The 15,874-nt window shown below is 34.3% G+C and carries 16 protein-coding genes and 1 riboswitch; of the genes, 15 read left to right on the top strand and 1 reads right to left on the bottom strand.

The window, feature by feature from the left end; genetic code table 11:
* Nucleotides 1–5 precede the first annotated feature (5 nt).
* The 7 genes from prdA (at nucleotide 6) to RWL85_RS05175 (ending at nucleotide 6,276) form a co-directional block, all read left to right on the top strand.
* Nucleotides 6–1,943, top strand: a complete 1,938-nt coding sequence (gene prdA, locus RWL85_RS05205; protein WP_314085703.1) for a D-proline reductase (dithiol) proprotein PrdA — start codon at nucleotides 6–8, stop codon at nucleotides 1,941–1,943.
* A gap of 26 nt (nucleotides 1,944–1,969) precedes the next feature.
* Nucleotides 1,970–2,257, top strand: a complete 288-nt coding sequence (locus RWL85_RS05200) for a CBO2463/CBO2479 domain-containing protein (protein ID WP_003147783.1) — start codon at nucleotides 1,970–1,972, stop codon at nucleotides 2,255–2,257.
* An 18-nt stretch (nucleotides 2,258–2,275) separates the two neighbouring features.
* Nucleotides 2,276–3,001 carry a D-proline reductase (dithiol) protein PrdB gene (gene prdB / locus RWL85_RS05195; protein ID WP_314085701.1) on the top strand — a complete coding sequence of 242 codons (726 nt, stop codon included), beginning with the start codon at nucleotides 2,276–2,278 and terminating at the stop codon, nucleotides 2,999–3,001.
* 116 nt (nucleotides 3,002–3,117) lie between these two features.
* A complete protein-coding gene (gene prdD / locus RWL85_RS05190; protein ID WP_314085699.1) occupies nucleotides 3,118–3,855 on the top strand; it encodes a proline reductase cluster protein PrdD in 738 nt (245 codons plus the stop codon).
* A gap of 14 nt (nucleotides 3,856–3,869) precedes the next feature.
* The gene (locus tag RWL85_RS05185; RefSeq protein WP_314085696.1) at nucleotides 3,870–4,346 is read left to right on the top strand and encodes a glycine/sarcosine/betaine reductase component B subunit; all 477 of its coding nucleotides are present in this window, start codon (nucleotides 3,870–3,872) and stop codon (nucleotides 4,344–4,346) included.
* A 19-nt stretch (nucleotides 4,347–4,365) separates the two neighbouring features.
* Complete coding sequence (locus RWL85_RS05180) at nucleotides 4,366–5,385, top strand: proline racemase family protein (protein ID WP_314085693.1); 1,020 nt, start codon at nucleotides 4,366–4,368, stop codon at nucleotides 5,383–5,385.
* 12 nt (nucleotides 5,386–5,397) lie between these two features.
* The gene (locus tag RWL85_RS05175; protein ID WP_314085691.1) at nucleotides 5,398–6,276 is read left to right on the top strand and encodes a TSUP family transporter; all 879 of its coding nucleotides are present in this window, start codon (nucleotides 5,398–5,400) and stop codon (nucleotides 6,274–6,276) included.
* A gap of 80 nt (nucleotides 6,277–6,356) precedes the next feature.
* Here the strand turns inward: RWL85_RS05175 and rarD are convergent, their stop codons facing one another.
* Complete coding sequence (rarD, locus tag RWL85_RS05170; RefSeq protein ID WP_314085689.1) at nucleotides 6,357–7,274, bottom strand: EamA family transporter RarD; 918 nt, start codon at nucleotides 7,272–7,274, stop codon at nucleotides 6,357–6,359.
* Nucleotides 7,275–7,669: 395 nt separating this feature from the next.
* Nucleotides 7,670–7,766, top strand: a riboswitch (glycine riboswitch).
* 70 nt (nucleotides 7,767–7,836) lie between these two features.
* Between rarD and RWL85_RS05165 the strand changes: the two genes are divergently transcribed.
* From RWL85_RS05165 to grdD, 8 genes are read left to right on the top strand one after another with little or no spacing between them, the layout of a single operon-like run.
* Entirely contained in the window at nucleotides 7,837–8,205 is a 369-nt protein-coding gene (locus RWL85_RS05165) for a GrdX family protein (protein WP_314085687.1), read from the top strand.
* Between the two features lie 23 nt (nucleotides 8,206–8,228).
* Nucleotides 8,229–9,173, top strand: a complete 945-nt coding sequence (gene trxB / locus RWL85_RS05160; RefSeq protein ID WP_314085685.1) for a thioredoxin-disulfide reductase — start codon at nucleotides 8,229–8,231, stop codon at nucleotides 9,171–9,173.
* Nucleotides 9,174–9,211: 38 nt separating this feature from the next.
* On the top strand, nucleotides 9,212–9,529 hold the full coding sequence (locus RWL85_RS05155; RefSeq protein ID WP_314085682.1) for a thioredoxin TrxA: 318 nt from the start codon (nucleotides 9,212–9,214) through the stop codon (nucleotides 9,527–9,529).
* 26 nt (nucleotides 9,530–9,555) lie between these two features.
* On the top strand, nucleotides 9,556–10,842 hold the full coding sequence (locus RWL85_RS05150; RefSeq protein WP_314085680.1) for a glycine/sarcosine/betaine reductase component B subunit: 1,287 nt from the start codon (nucleotides 9,556–9,558) through the stop codon (nucleotides 10,840–10,842).
* A 49-nt stretch (nucleotides 10,843–10,891) separates the two neighbouring features.
* Nucleotides 10,892–11,353, top strand: a complete 462-nt coding sequence (grdA, locus tag RWL85_RS05145; RefSeq protein ID WP_314085678.1) for a glycine/sarcosine/betaine reductase complex selenoprotein A — start codon at nucleotides 10,892–10,894, stop codon at nucleotides 11,351–11,353.
* Nucleotides 11,354–11,388: 35 nt separating this feature from the next.
* Entirely contained in the window at nucleotides 11,389–12,696 is a 1,308-nt protein-coding gene (gene grdB, locus RWL85_RS05140) for a glycine reductase complex selenoprotein B (protein WP_314085675.1), read from the top strand.
* A 55-nt stretch (nucleotides 12,697–12,751) separates the two neighbouring features.
* Nucleotides 12,752–14,275, top strand: coding sequence for a glycine/sarcosine/betaine reductase complex component C subunit beta (gene grdC, locus RWL85_RS05135; RefSeq protein ID WP_314085672.1), 1,524 nt, complete (start codon nucleotides 12,752–12,754; stop codon nucleotides 14,273–14,275).
* Between the two features lie 10 nt (nucleotides 14,276–14,285).
* A complete protein-coding gene (gene grdD, locus RWL85_RS05130) occupies nucleotides 14,286–15,425 on the top strand; it encodes a glycine/sarcosine/betaine reductase complex component C subunit alpha (RefSeq protein WP_314085670.1) in 1,140 nt (379 codons plus the stop codon).
* Nucleotides 15,426–15,874: the final 449 nt, after the last annotated feature.

Here is a 15,874-nt window from a genome sequence, read left to right as displayed (position 1 = left end):
AAGTAATGTCAATTACAGTAGAAACTGCAAAAGAGCACTTAAATGATAAAGCGGTATTTTGTTGCAGAGCTGAGGAAGGTATCGTAATTAGTCCAGAAAACTTAGAAGATCCAGGATTATTTGATGATCTAGTAGATTCAGGATTATTATCATTCCCAGACGATGCATTAACAATCGGACAAGTATTAGGAGCTAAATTATTAAAAACAACAGATGCTCTAATACCAATTACACCAGGTATCATTGATGCCGTACAAGGTGGAGAAGAAAAAGTAGAAGAAAAACAAGAAGTAGTAGAAGAAGTGGTAGCTGAAGTAAGCGCACCAGTCGCGCCTGTTACTCCGGTTACGCCGGTAGTACAAACACAAACTCCAGCAGGAGTATTCAGACTACAAATCGGAAAAGGTGAGAATATTAACCTTGAAATTCCATTATCAGCTATTGCTGGACAAACGGTAGCACCAGCAGCTCAAGCTCCAGTTCAAGCAGTGGAAGCTAAAACTGTTGAAGCAGCTAAAGTTGAGCCAGTAGCAGAAGCTAAAGTGGAAGAAAAACATGCAGGAGAACCTAAGTTTATCCGTTCTCTACACACTAAACACTACAAAATTGATAAAGTAGAATTTGGTGAAAAAACAGAAATTAAAGGAACTACTTTAGTTTTAAGAACAGCAGAAGATTTATGTAAAGAAGCTGCTGAATCAGAAGCTTTAGTAGAAAGTGTTAAATTAGAAATTATCACTCCTGATAAATACGATACTTACAGTGAAACAATCATGGACGTTCAACCAATCGCTGTTAAAGAAGAAGGAGAAATCGGACATGGTATTACTCGTGAACTTAAAGGTGTAGTAATGGTTCTTACAGGAACTGATGCTAACGGAGTTCAAATCGGGGAATTCGGTTCTTCTGAAGGTGAATTAGAACGTAACATTATGTGGGGTCGTCCAGGAGCTCCAGATAAAGGTGAAATCTTCATTAAAGGTCAAGTTACAATCAAAGCAGGAGCTAATATGGAACGTCCAGGACCATTAGCAGCTCACAAAGCATTCGACCACATTACAGAAGAAATTCGTAAAGCTCTTAAAGAATTAGATGATGAAAGCCTAGTAGTTGGAAACATCAATATTGAGCAATATCGTCACCCAGGAAACAAAAAAGTATTAATCGTTAAAGAAATCATGGGGCAAGGTGCAATGCACGATAACTTAATCTTACCAGTAGAACCAGTTGGTACACTTGGTGCTAAACCAAACGTTGACCTTGGTAATCTACCAGTAATGCTTGCACCAACAGAAATCTTAGACGGTGGTATCCACGCATTAACATGTATTGGACCAGCTTCTAAAGAAACTTCTCGTCACTACTACCGTGAACCATTAGTACTTGAAGCAATGGCTGATGAAGAAATCGACTTGGTAGGGGTATTATTAGTTGGATCACCTCAAGCTAACTCAGAAAAATTCTATGTATCTAAACGTGTAGGTATGACTATCGAAGCAATGGACATCGATGGTGCTATCGTAACAACTGAAGGATTTGGTAACAACCACATCGACTTCGCTTCTCACATTGAAGAAATCGGTAAACGTGGAGTATCAGTAGTTGGTATGACTTACTCAGCAGTACAAGGAGCTCTTGTAGTAGGTAACGAATACATGACAGCTATGGTTGATAACAACAAATCTAAACAAGGTATTGAAAACGAAATTCTTTCAAACAATACATTATGTAAAGAAGATGCTATCCGTGCTTTAGCAATGCTTAAAACACAAATGGGTGGCGGAACAATTAAAAAAGCTGAAAGAAAATGGAATCCTAACGTTAAATTAAATAACGTAGAAGTTATTGAAAAAACTACAGGACAAAAAGTAGAATTACTTGATAACGAACAAGTATTACCAAAATCTAAAAAACGTCAAGAAATCTACGAAAAAGAAGATTAATTTTTAAAGAGGATAGGAAGTAAGTTATGATTGAAAAATTAAAATATGCATCTACAGAAAGAGTGTTCGAAGGGATTATAGTTGATCATAACGATGCTAGCGTTACGATAGATATTAAAGGACGCTTGGGGCAATTTAAAATTCCTATGAGAATGTTAATTTCTGATTATCCAGTAAAAATCGGCCAAGAGGTAGCGTTTTTACTAAGTTATCCAGAAGTTATTAACGAAGAACCTGACGAACATTATGTAAATGCAATATTAAATACAAAAAAATTACAAGAAGAAGTAAAAAACAGACTAAATGAAGAATAGTAGGAAGGAGAATTTAGAATGTCATTAACGATATTTGAAGGTCTACAATCAGAAATTTTTGTACCTATTACACCAAAACCAGTTTGGGCTCCAGTAACTAAAGAGTTAAAAGATATGAAAGTAGCATTAGCTACAGCAGCAGGAGTTCACTTAAAAACAGATAAAAGATTTAACTTAGCAGGGGATACTACATTCCGTGAAATCCCAGATACTGCTCACAGTACAGATCTTATGGTATCACACGGTGGATATGACAACGCGGATGCTAACAAAGACATCAACTGTATGTTCCCAATCGATAGATTACATGAGCTTGCTAAAGCTGGATTTATCGGAAGTGTAGCAGAATTCCACTATGGTTTCATGGGTGGTGGTGGAGATCAAGAAGCTTTCACTAACACAACAGGACCAGCGATTGCTAAAAAATTAAAAGAAGAAAATGTTGATGCAGTTATTTTAACTGCTGGTTGAGGTACTTGCCATAGAACTGCCGTGATCGTGCAGAGAGCAATTGAGGAAGCAGGTATTCCAACAATCTTAATAGCAGCACTACCCCCAGTAGTGCGTCAAAACGGTACTCCAAGAGCCGTTGCACCACTTGTACCAATGGGTGCTAATGCTGGAGAACCAAACAACATTGAGCAACAAACACAAATTTTAGAAGCAACATTAGAGCAACTAATTAAAATACCAAGTTCAGGTAAAATAGTTCCTCTTCCATTTGAGTATATTGCTCACGTGTAGGAGAATATTCGAAGAGGGACGGTGCGTCCCTCTTCTTTTTTAACAAAATATCTGTACTAGTAAAACAACTTACAACTGTATTATTGCAGATAATAAATAGTAAGGGATTGATGGCTATGTCAAAAGAGAGATTGCAAATTAAAGCATTCCATATGAAAAATGTTGCTTTAGGAAGAAAAGTGAAGATTGAAAATAATGAGCTTATTATTCCGACTGAAATTGAATATGATAAAAATATTTTTGAAAGTGTGGAGGTTAAAATAATAAAGCCTCGTGAACATAATTTTTATGTAAATACTATAATGGATATAGTACCAATATCTACGAAAGTATTAGGAAGACTTGGTGAGGGTATAACGCATACTTTAACCGGAGTATATATGCTTTTAACAGGAGCGAATACTAAAGGAGAACAAATGCATGAATTTGGTTCATCTGAAGGTATTTTACAAGAGCAACTTGTATTGAATAAAGCGGGTTCTCCGGCAGATAGTGATTATTTAATACATATAGATGTTATTATTAAACCAGATGTGGATTTTGATAGGGCTTTAGCATTTTCTATTTTTGAGTTATCGGATGTGTATTTACAAAATATACGTGAAGTAATGAAGGTTCTTAGTGGACGTGATGCAGATGAAGTTCATGAATTTTATAATCCGAAAAATCCTGGTAAACCTAAAGTGGCTCTAGTGAAAGAAGTTGCTGGGCAAGGTATGATGTATGACAATCAACTATTTCCAGTAGAACCAAGTGGAATAGATAAGGGTATTTCAATTATAGATATGAATAATATGCCAGTGCTACTTACAGCTAATGAATATCGCGATGGTGCGATAAGAGCTATGGTATAGGAAGAGGTGTTATTATGGGGATTGGACCATCTACAAAAGAAACAAGTTTACACCACTTTAGAGATCCTTTACTAGATACATTAGCAGAAGATCCTGATATTGATTTCCAAGGGGTAATTATAGTGGGAACACCACAGGATAATCGTTTGAAACATCTAGTAGGATGGCGAACAGCAACATGGTTAGAAGCGATGAGAACTGATGGAGCTATAATCTCAGCAGACGGTTGGGGAAATAGTGATGTTGATTACGCGAATACTATGTTTGAAATAGGAGAACGTGGAATCTCTATTGTAGGTTTAAAATTTATGGGAAAACATAAATTTGTAGTAGAAAATCAATACACGAAGTTCGTTTTAGACTTTAATAAGTCTGAAGAAGGTGTAGAGACAGAAATAGTTTGTCAAAATAATATTGACTATACTGATGCTAGAAAAGCACTAGCATTATTAAAATTAAAAATGAGACAAGATACAAATAACAACAAATAAAATTGAGGAGTGAGTTATTATGAAACTAAATAAAATGATTTCAGTTATTGATACACATACAGCAGGAGAAGCTGCTCGTTTAGTTACTGCAGGAATTCCAAAAATTCCTGGTAAAGATATGGTTGAGAAAAAACAATATTTTATCGATCACTTAGATGATGTTAGAAAATCAGTAATGTTTGAGCCTCGTGGTCACCAAGATATGTTTGGAGCATTCTTATTGCCACCAACAAAAGAAGAAGCTGATTTTGGATTAGTATTTATGGATACTGGTGGTTACTTAAATATGTGTGGACATAATACTATCGCAGCGGTAACAGCGGCAGTTGAAACTGGTATGGTAGATGTTGAAGAAGGTGCAACTGAAAAAGAAGTAGTAGTAGAAACTCCAGCTGGATTAATTTATGCGACTGCAAAATTAAAAGATAATGCTGGAAAAGTTAAAGAAGTTTCATTTAGAAATGTTGAATCATTCTTATATAAACGTGATGTTGAACTTGATGTAGAAGGAGTAGGACACATTAAATTTGATATTTCATTTGGTGGAAGTTTCTTCTGTATTATTTCAGCAGATCAACTTGGTTTAGAAGTTAAACCTGAAAATGCGTCTAAATTAAAAGAAGCTGGATTGAAAATTCGTGATGCAATTAATGCGAATATTGAAATTCAACATCCAACTTTAGAACACATTAAAACTGTAGACTTAGTTGAGATTTATGATAAACCATCTCATCCAGAAGCAACTTATAAAAATGTTGTAGTATTTGGAGATGGAAATATTGACCGTTCACCATGTGGAACAGGTACTTCTGCTAAATTAGCTACACTTTATGCAAAAGGTGAGTTAAAACCAGGTGAACCATTTGTATACGAAAGTATCTTAGGTACTTTATTCAAAGGTAGAATCGTAGAAGAACGTAAATTAGCAGGATTCGATGCTATTATTCCAGAAATCACTGGTTCTGGTTACATCTTAGGATTCAGTAACTATGTTTACGACCCAGATGATTCATTAACATACGGATTCTTATTAGGATAGGAGTGGAAATATATGGATTTATTAACAGTATTATTAATTATTATAGGAGCTGGAGGGGTATTCTTCCTTGCATCCTTCGTTATAGATGTTGTAAAGCACAAGGATGATTTAGGTAAAGAAAGTCCAGTTGTAGGATTTCTTATCGGATTAGTGACTGACTTCTTCGATACTTTAGGTATCGGAAGTTTCGCACCAACAACATTATTATTCAAAGTTACTAAGTATTTAGACACTGATAAAAAAATTCCAGGTACATTAAACGTAGCTCACACAATCCCAGTTATTATGGAAGCAGTATTATTCTTAACAGGGGTTAAAGTTGAAGGGATCACTTTATTCTCAATGATTGCTGCAGCTATTGCAGGTGCTTTAGTAGGAGCGAGAATTGTAAATAAACTTCCTGAGAAAAAAATTCAACTTGTTATGGGTGTGTGTTTAATAGTGACTGCATTCTTAATGGCTTCAGGTCAACTAGGTTGGTTAAAAGCTCTTGGAGCTGGTAATGAAGCTGTTGGTTTAACAGGTATTAAACTTATTATTGGTGTTGCTGGTAACTTTATTCTTGGGGCACTTATGATGGCTGGTGTTGGATTATATGCACCATGTATGGCTATGGTTTATATGTTAGGACTTAGCCCATTAGTAGCATTCCCGATTATGATGGGATCTTGTGCGGGGCTTATGGCTATCGGTTCACCAGAATTCATTAAAGCTGGTAACTATTCAAGAATTGGTTCTATTGTTATTACTATTGGTGGTGTGATTGGGGTAACTATTGCTTATACATTAGTTAAGAGCATGCCGCTTGCAGTATTAACGTGGGTAATCATAGGTGTTGTCATTATAACAGGTATCTCTATGATTAGACAAGGTACAAGAAAAGTAGCTTAATTAAAAGTAAAAAAACGAAGTTTGAACAATAGAACTTCGTTTTTTTCTTTTCTATAGTCTGGATATTAAGTAAGTTAATGTTATTTTTTAAGACTTTCGCTAACCAAACTCTGTTTTTTCATAGAGATAATGGCTGAATAGCAAAATACTGCTACAGCAACCCAAATGATAGAGAATGATATTAGTTTTTGAATACTTAATACTTCTCCATAGACAAAAATTCCTATGAAAAATTGCATTGTAGGAGGTAGATATTGAAGTATTCCAAGAATATATAAGGGAATGTCAGTAGCTCCTTTAGCGAATAACATAAGCGGTACAGCGGTAACTACCCCAGATAATAATAAGTATATTAAGGTAGTCGTTCCGAACTTATGAAATGTTATGGAATCATTAGAAGCTAAGTAACCCATATACATAAAGGCGATAGGAGAAACTATCGCAGTTTCGATAAATAGACTCGCTTTTGGGCTAAGTAAAATTTTCTTCTTACATAGACTATATAGTCCAAATGTTAATGCTAACATGATAGAAATCCAAGGTAAAGATCCTAGTGAAATAAATAAATAAAGTAGTGAGCCCCCAACACATAAACATGCAATAGTTTGTGTGCGGGTTAATTTTTCTTTTAAGAATACAACTGCTAGAATAATCGTAACGATTGGATTTAAATAATACCCAAAACTAGCCTCCAATACATGGTTAGTATTAACTGCGATAATGTAAGTAAGCCAGTTTCCTGTTATTAAGAAAGATGCAAGAACAAGCAATAGGAATCCTTTTTTATTTTTCCAAAGATTGGTGACTTCGTTAAAAATATTTTTTCTATTTTGTGCAATTGCTACTACTAATATCATAAAGATGAAGGAACATAAGACTCGCATTGCTAAGACTTCATATGCTCCGATTTCTTTTAATAATTTAAAGTATATTGGAAAAAGACCCCAGGAAAAGTAGCATATTAGGATTGCGATTAAACTTTTTTTAGTATTGTTCATGATATGCCTCCTTGTAAATATTAATTTTCATTTGTAGTAAATTAAGTATAACGAAAATAAGTGTATTTTTCAATGGAAATTTTTCATATTTTACAAAAATATTTAAATAATTTTCAAGTTTTATCCATAGTATTTACATTTACATAATTTACTTATATTTTATTTTCAATGATAATGCGGATAAGATTTATAAAATTAATTCATCAAAAAAACAAATATATTTTTTATATATTAAAAAATAAAAGGCTGTAATTTAAATGTATTTTAAAAGCAATTTATAATTTTATAATGTAATAAATATCAATATATTTTAAGAAACCCTTAATGTCGCTTAAGAAAACGTTTTTATTTATTTGAGAAATAGTATAAAATAAAAATATAAGGAAATATACTGTAAGAGTAGTGTGGGAGAGGACGTAAGGCACCGAAGGTACAAGTCGATATTTAGCAAATATTGATGAAATTCTCAGGTAAAAAGACCACACTAGGACAGAACTCTGAAGTAAATCAACAGAGAGAAAGCTAGCTTTCTTTCTGTTTTTATTTTTTAAGGAGAGGTGTTATGAAACTAATAACTAATAATCCGAGATTTATTAATAACAATTTTAGAGGAATAGAGATAGAGTATTTTGATATAAGTTATGTAGATATTTTGAAGAAAGCTAGAGATTACGTTCATGAAAATTATGAGATTTTAACACATCCTTTATATGGTAGTGTTAAACCTAATGAGACGATATATAGAAGTATTATTGTAAAAAAAAGTGAAGGATTAGATATTGCCTCAATTAATTTAATTTCTGAAGCTGTAGCAACATTTGAAAAGTTTAGAAATAATAAGAAAGTTCCTCAGTGGACAGATGTTGTAAAAGATGATTTTAGTGTCATTGATTATGACTTAATATTAAATGCGATAAATAGAATATTATAAAAAATTAATAAAGGAGAATAATTATGAGTAGACATTATGATGTAATTATTATAGGTTCAGGACCAGCTGGTTTATCAGCGGCATTGTATGCTTCACGAGCTAAGTTAAATACTTTAGTTCTTGAAAAATCAAAAAATGGGGGACAAGCTGCGATTACGCACTTAATTGAAAACTATCCTGGAGCGGTAGAAGATCCGACAGGACCACGTGTGACTGCAAGGATGGTTGAACAGGCTAAAAGTTTTGGGGCTGAAATCAAACAAGATGAGGTTCTAAATATTGAGCTTGAAGGAGAAGAAAAAGTGGTTACTTGTGTAAGTGGTGATTATACTGCTAAGACAGTAATTATTGCGACAGGAGCTTCACCAAGAAAATTAGATGCTCCAGGAATTAGAGAGTTAGAAAGTAAAGGTATTTCTTACTGTGCTACTTGTGATGGCGACTTTTTCGAAGGACTTGATGTTTATGTAGTTGGAGGAGCTAATAGTGCCGTAGAAGAAGCTTTGTTCTTAACTAAATTTGCTCGTAAAGTGACAATTGTATATCGTAAAGAAAATGTTCGATGCGAAAAAGTTACTGCAGAAAAAGCTAAAAACAATCCAAAAATTGAAATTTTAGGAAATACTGTAGTTACTGAAGCAATTGGGGATGGAATTTTAGAAGCAATTAGATTAAAAAATGTAATAACTGGAGAAGAATATGTAATTGAAGCTGACGAAGAAGATGGAACAATGGGATTATTCTTCTTTATCGGATATATTCCTCAAACTAAGCTGTTCGAAGGAAAAGTTGAGATGACAGAAGATGGATACATTAAAGCTGGTGAAGATACTAGAACAAATGTAGAGGGTGTATTTGTAGCGGGTGATTGCCGTGAAAAAGATATTCGTCAAGTGGTCACTGCAGTATCAGATGGAGCTGTTGCAGCGATTCGAGCGGAAAAATATATTGCTGAGAAATTTGAATAAAATTTAAAAAATAAAAATAACATAAGGAGAAAAAGAAAATGTTAGAACTAAACAAAGAGAACTTTGATCAAGAGGTATTGGAAGCAGAAGGATATGTATTTGTAGACTTCTGGAGTCAAGGATGTGAGCCATGTAAAGCCCTTATGCCAGATGTTCATAAGCTGGCAGAAGTATATGGGGATAAAGTTAAATTTACATCTCTAGATACAACAAAAGCAAGAAGACTTGCGATTAAACAAAAAGTTTTAGGTTTACCAACATTAGCCATATATAAAGATGGTAGCAAAGTCGACGAAGTAACTAAAGATGATGCGACTATTCCTAATATTGAAGCTATGATTAAAAAATATTATTAAAATTAACTCAAAGGGAGGTAGTAGGTATGCGTCTTGAATTAGGAAAGATTCATATTAAAGATATACAGTTTGCTACAGAATCAAAAATTGAAGCAAATGTATTGTATGTAAATAAAGAAGAGCTTATAAAAGCTGTTTTTGAGGATGATGCAATCGAATCTGTTGATTTAGATATAGCTCGTCCTGGTGAAAGTGTTCGTATTACGCCAGTTAAGGATGTAATTGAACCTCGTGTAAAAGTTGAGGGACGTGGTGGTATATTCCCTGGTATCTTATCAAAGGTGGATACTGTAGGGGAAGGACGAACAATCGCTCTTAAAGGTATGGCTGTTGTGACTACTGGTAAAATAGTAGGATTCCAAGAAGGTATTATCGATATGACAGGTGTTGGAGCAGAATATACTCCATTTTCAAAAACAAATAATTTAATCGTTATTGCTGAGCCAAAAGCAGGAATTAAACAACACGAACATGAAAAAGCAGTTCGTTATATTGGATTTAAAGCTGCGCGCTATATCGCAGAATTAGCTCGTTCATTAGAGCCAGAAGAAGTAGAAGTGTATGAAACAAAACCTTTATTAGAACAAATTGCTGAGTATCCTGATCTTCCAAAAGTAGGATATGTATACATGCTTCAAACACAAGGTTTATTACATGATACTTATGTATACGGTGTTGATGCAAAACAAATAGTACCAACAATTTTATATCCAACTGAAATTATGGACGGTGCTATCGTAAGTGGTAACTGTGTATCAGCTTGTGATAAAAACCCAACATATGTACACTTAAACAATGGAGTTATTGAAGATTTATACAAAAAACATGGTAAAGAAATTAACTTCTTAGGTGTAATAATTACTAACGAAAATGTTTACTTAATGGATAAAGAACGTTCATCTAACTGGACTGCAAAACTTTGTCGTTACTTGAATTTAGATGCGGTAATTGTATCTCAAGAAGGATTTGGTAATCCAGATACGGACTTAATCATGAACTGTAAAAAAATCGAAGCGGAACAAGTTAAAACAGTTATCGTAACAGATGAATATGCAGGTCGCGATGGAGCTAGCCAAAGTTTAGCTGATGCTGATGTAGCTGCCAATGCTGTAGTTACAGGTGGTAATGCTAACCAAGTGATTGTTTTACCAAAATTAGATAGAATTATCGGACACATTGATGTAGTAAATGTAATTGCTGGTGGTAATCAAGATTCATTAAGAGAAGATGGGACTATCGAAGTAGAAATCCAAGCTATTACAGGAGCTACTAACGAAACAGGATTTGGATATTTAAGTGCCAAAACTTTCTAAGAAATAAAATATAAAAATGTTATAGATTTAAACAAGGAGGAATAAGATAATGGTAAGTCTTATTAATAAAAAAGTAGTTATCATCGGTGACCGTGACGGTATTCCGGGCTTAGCTATTGAAGAATGTGTTAAACCAATTGAGGGATTAGAAGTAGTATTTTCATCTACTGAGTGTTTTGTCTGAACGGCTGCAGGGGCTATGGACTTAGAAAACCAAAAACGTATTAAAGAAGCTGCCGAAAAATTCGGTAATGAAAACGTTGTTGTTTTACTAGGTGCTGCAGAAGCCGAAGCTGCTGGTCTAGCAGCTGAAACTGTAACAGTGGGAGATCCAACATTCGCAGGACCACTTGCTGGAGTAGAACTTAATCTAGCTGTATATCATATTGTTGAAGAAGAGATTAAATCACAAATAGATGAAGCAATCTATGAAGATCAAGTAGGAATGATGGAAATGGTATTAGATGTTGATGAAATCACAAACGAAATGAAAGATATTCGTGGAGAGTAATTAATATTCTTAAATGAGTATAGGGGGAAATAAAAATGTCTAAAATAAGAGTAGTACATTATATAAACCAATTCTTTGCCGGTGTAGGTGGAGAAGAAAAAGCCCACATTGCACCAGAATTAAGAACTGAATTACCACCAATTAGTGTTCAGTTACAAGGCAAGTTGGGAGAAGAATTCGAAGTAGTAGCTACAGTAGTTTGTGGAGATAGCTATTTCAATGAAAATTTAGAAAAAGTTCAAGTAGAACTTATTGATATGATTAAAGGATGCGATCCTCAATTATTTATCGCAGGACCAGCTTTTAATGCAGGGCGTTACGGGGTTGCAGCAGGGACTATTACTAAAGCTGTGCAAGAGGAGTTAGGAATTCCAGCGGTAACAGCTATGTATGTAGAAAATCCTGGAACTGATATGTTTAGAAAAGAAATTTATATTCTTGAAACATCTGACAGTGCAGCTGGTATGAGAAAAGCTCTACCAAAATTAGCAAAATTTGCAGCGAAATTAGCTAAAGGAGAAGAAATCTTATCTTCGAAAGAAGAAGGATATCATGAAAGAGGAGTTCGTGTAAACTTCTTTAGTGAAAAACGTGGTTCTGAACGTGCTGTTGAAATGCTTGTTAAGAAAATTAAGGGTGAAGAGTTTGAAACAGAATATCCAATGCCTAACTTTGATAGAGTAGAACCAAATCCAGCGGTTAAAGATTTAAGTAAAGCTAAAATTGCTTTAGTGACGTCTGGAGGAATTGTACCGAAAGGAAACCCAGACCATATCGAGTCTTCTTCTGCTTCTAAGTATGGAGAATATTCACTAGAAGGATTTAACGATTTAACTGACGCTACACATGAAACAGCTCACGGTGGATACGACCCAGTATATGCTAATGAGGATGCTGATAGAGTTTTGCCAGTTGATGTAATGAGAGATTTTGTTAAAGAAGGTAAAGTTGGAAGTTTACATGAGAAATTCTACACAACTGTAGGTAATGGGACGGCTGTTGCTAGTGCTGTAGGATTTGCTAAAGAATATGCTCGAAAATTAGTAGCTGATGGAGTAGATGCTGTAATTTTAACTTCTACTTGAGGTACTTGTACTCGTTGCGGTGCAACGATGGTAAAAGAAATAGAGAGAGCGGGTATACCTGTGGTTCACATGTGTACAGTAGTGCCGATTTCTCTAACAGTAGGAGCAAATAGAATTGTACCTACTATAGCAATCCCTCATCCATTAGGAAATCCAAAACTAGACGCGGATGAAGAGAAAAAATTAAGACGTGTACTTGTAGAAAAAGCGTTACATGCTTTAACTGTTGAAGTTGATAGTCAAACAGTATTCGAATAAAAAATAAAGAAAGGGGAGCTGAGGGTATATATTTTACCCTCAGCACACAATAGCTATGAATTATCCAGTATTTAAGGGGGCAGGATACATTCTTGTTCACACACCAGATATGATAGTAAGAAATGGATCTACTTGTTCTATAGAGAGAGTAACTAATCCAGATTCTGAGTTTTTAAAAGAAGTAGAAAATCATATTCGTTCGTATGATGAAGTAGTTAACTATTTATCTAACCAAGTTTATATTGGTAATAAGACTCCTGATGAGCTAAAAGAATATCCAATGCCTTGGTATGAAATTAAAGATGAACAAGGTAAACGTCATGGTAAATTTGGGCAAATTGTACCTCAAGATGAATTTTTAGCCCTAATGAAACTATGTGATGCTTTTGATTTAGTAAAACTGTCGGAAGAGTTTGTAGCCAGTGTTCGTCCTAAAATAGAGGAAAACTTCAAAGAGCTAGCTCCTTTATTCGAAAAATTAGAAGGATCTGATATAAGCGATAAAGAAGATGATTTTGAAGCGTTGGTTCATGAAGGGAAAGTAGTGGGATATGTAAAAAAAGCTCACGATGTAGATGTGAATTTAAATGCTCATGTTATATTTGAAAATCTAGTTGTTAAAGCTTCGGGTGTTATTTCTGCTTTAGAATTACTTCGTAATTATAATATTAATCCAGAAGAAATTGATTATGTTGTAGAATGCTCAGAAGAAGCCTGTGGAGATATTAACCAACGTGGTGGTGGTAACTTTGCGAAATCTATAGCGGAAGTAGCTGGCCTAGTTAATGCTACTGGTTCAGATTTAAGAGGTTTTTGTGCAGCCCCAACTCATGCGTTAATAAATGCTTCAGCTTTAGTAAAATCTGGTGTTTATAAAAATGTTTTAGTAGTAGCGGGTGGAGCTAGTGCTAAACTAGGAATGAATGGTAAAGATCACGTTAAAAAAGGTTTACCTGTATTAGAAGACGTTATTGGAGGATTTGCGGTATTAATTAGTGAAAACGATGGAGTAAATCCTATTATTAGAACTGATATGGTAGGTAAACATAATGTAGGAACAGGATCTTCACCACAAGCAGTAATGGGTGCTTTAGTGGCGAATCCATTAGAGAAAGCTAATTTAAAAATTACAGATGTTGATGTATTCTCAGTGGAAATGCAAAACCCTGATATTACAAAATCTGCAGGGGCAGGAAATGTACCTGAAGCTAACTATAAAATGATAGCAGCTTTAGCAGCAATGCGTGGTGATATTGAGAAAAAAGAATTGAAATCATTCATTGAAGCTAAAGGATTACCTGGATGGGCACCAACACAAGGGCATATTCCTTCGGGAGTACCATATGTAGGATTTTTAATTGATGATCTTACAAAAGGCGATAAAAATCGTGCTATGATAGTAGGTAAAGGAAGTTTATTCTTAGGAAGAATGACTAATCTATTTGATGGGGTATCTATAGTAATTGAGAGAAATAATGGCACTGTAGAAGGAGAAGTGTCAGGAATTTCTAAAGATGAAATAAGAAAAATTATAGCAGAATCTATGAGAAAAATTTCCCAAGAAATGTTAGAAGAATAGGGGTGATACTATGAGTAAAAAAATTATATCAGAAGTATTGCTAGAAGTAGCTAATGCCATAGAAACAGGCAACTTTGGTAAAAAATTAAAAGTTGGTTTAACAACTTTAGGTAGTGAACATGGATTTGAAAATTTAATTCAGGGAGCACTGTTAGCGAAAAATCCTATATTCGATATAGTTTTAATAGGTAAAGGGCATAAGGATTTCGAATCATATGAAGCGAAAGATGAAGAAGAAGCTCATAAAATTATGGAAGACTTATTAGACAAAGAGGAAATAGCATCTTGCGTTACAATGCATTACAACTTTCCGATTGGAGTATCTACAGTAGGTAGGGTTATTACACCGGCTAGAGGACGTGAAATGCTTCTTGCGACAACGACAGGCACATCTGCTACTAACAGAGTAGAAGCTATGGTTAGAAATACTCTATATGGTATTGCAACGGCAAAATCACTGGGGATAGAGAATCCTACAGTAGGAATAGCAAACGTAGAAGGTGCTAGACAAGCTGAAAAAATATTATTGGAACTTAAAGGTAATGGCTATAACTTTGAGTTTGCAACATCACAAAGAGCAGATGGTGGTTCAGTAATGCGAGGAAATGATTTGTTGATGGCTACACCAGATGTTATGGTTGTTGATTCATTGACTGGGAACTTGTTTATGAAGGTATTTTCAGCATTTAATACTGGAGGAGATTATGAGGCTAGTGGCTATGGATATGGTCCTGGTATTGGTGAAGGATATGACAGAAGAATATTAATTTTATCAAGAGCTTCAGGTGCCCCAGTTGTAGCGAATGCGCTGAAATATGCTTATGAAATAGCAAAAGGAAAAGTAAATGAAATAACTAAACTAGAGTACGAAAAAGCTAATTCTGCAAAATTAGGAGAACTACTTTCTAAATTAAAAGTTAAAAAAGAAGGAACAAATATAGAAGAAGTAAAAGTTCCTGATAAAGAAGCGGTTACTTCTCAAATCTCAGGAGTGGATATCTTGGATCTTGAAGATGCTACCAAAGTATTATGGAAACATGGTATCTATGCGGAAAGTGGAATGGGATGTACAGGACCAATAGTTCTAGTGAATTCTTCTAAGAAACCCCAAGCAAAAGAAATTCTTAAAGAAGCGGGGTATATTTCTTAACAAGAAAGATAGAATATGTTACTTTAAGTAGTTGCATAGGAAGATAATAAATAGAGGAGAGGGTGATTCAACAAAATCGATTTTGTTGAATCACTCCCGCAAAGCTAAATGGAGTAGTTATTTTGTAATTAACATAAATTTTTATACCGTAGGCTGAAAAGGTCTGTATAATGATTTTAGAACTAGGAAGATTTTTGAGATAATGGTGTCTTCGTTTAGATAGTTATAGATATATTGAAGTAGGAATGACAGTAAATTATGATTTTTGTATAATCATGTATAGAATGTTATTCCTATATTTTTATGAATAGATGATAGTTGTATTAATATCGATTGATAGAAAAATTGATAGTGTATAATATTTTGTGTAAACAGAAAAGTTAAGAGAAGTTGAAAAAAAAAGACATAGAAAAAAGAGACTCCTAGGTGTAAAATAAAGTTAACGACAA

Source organism: uncultured Gemella sp., from assembly GCF_963515875.1.
GTDB lineage: Bacteria > Bacillota > Bacilli > Staphylococcales > Gemellaceae > Gemella.
The sequence above is the reverse complement of the archived record's forward strand: the minus strand, read 5'-3'. Positions and strand labels throughout refer to the sequence as shown.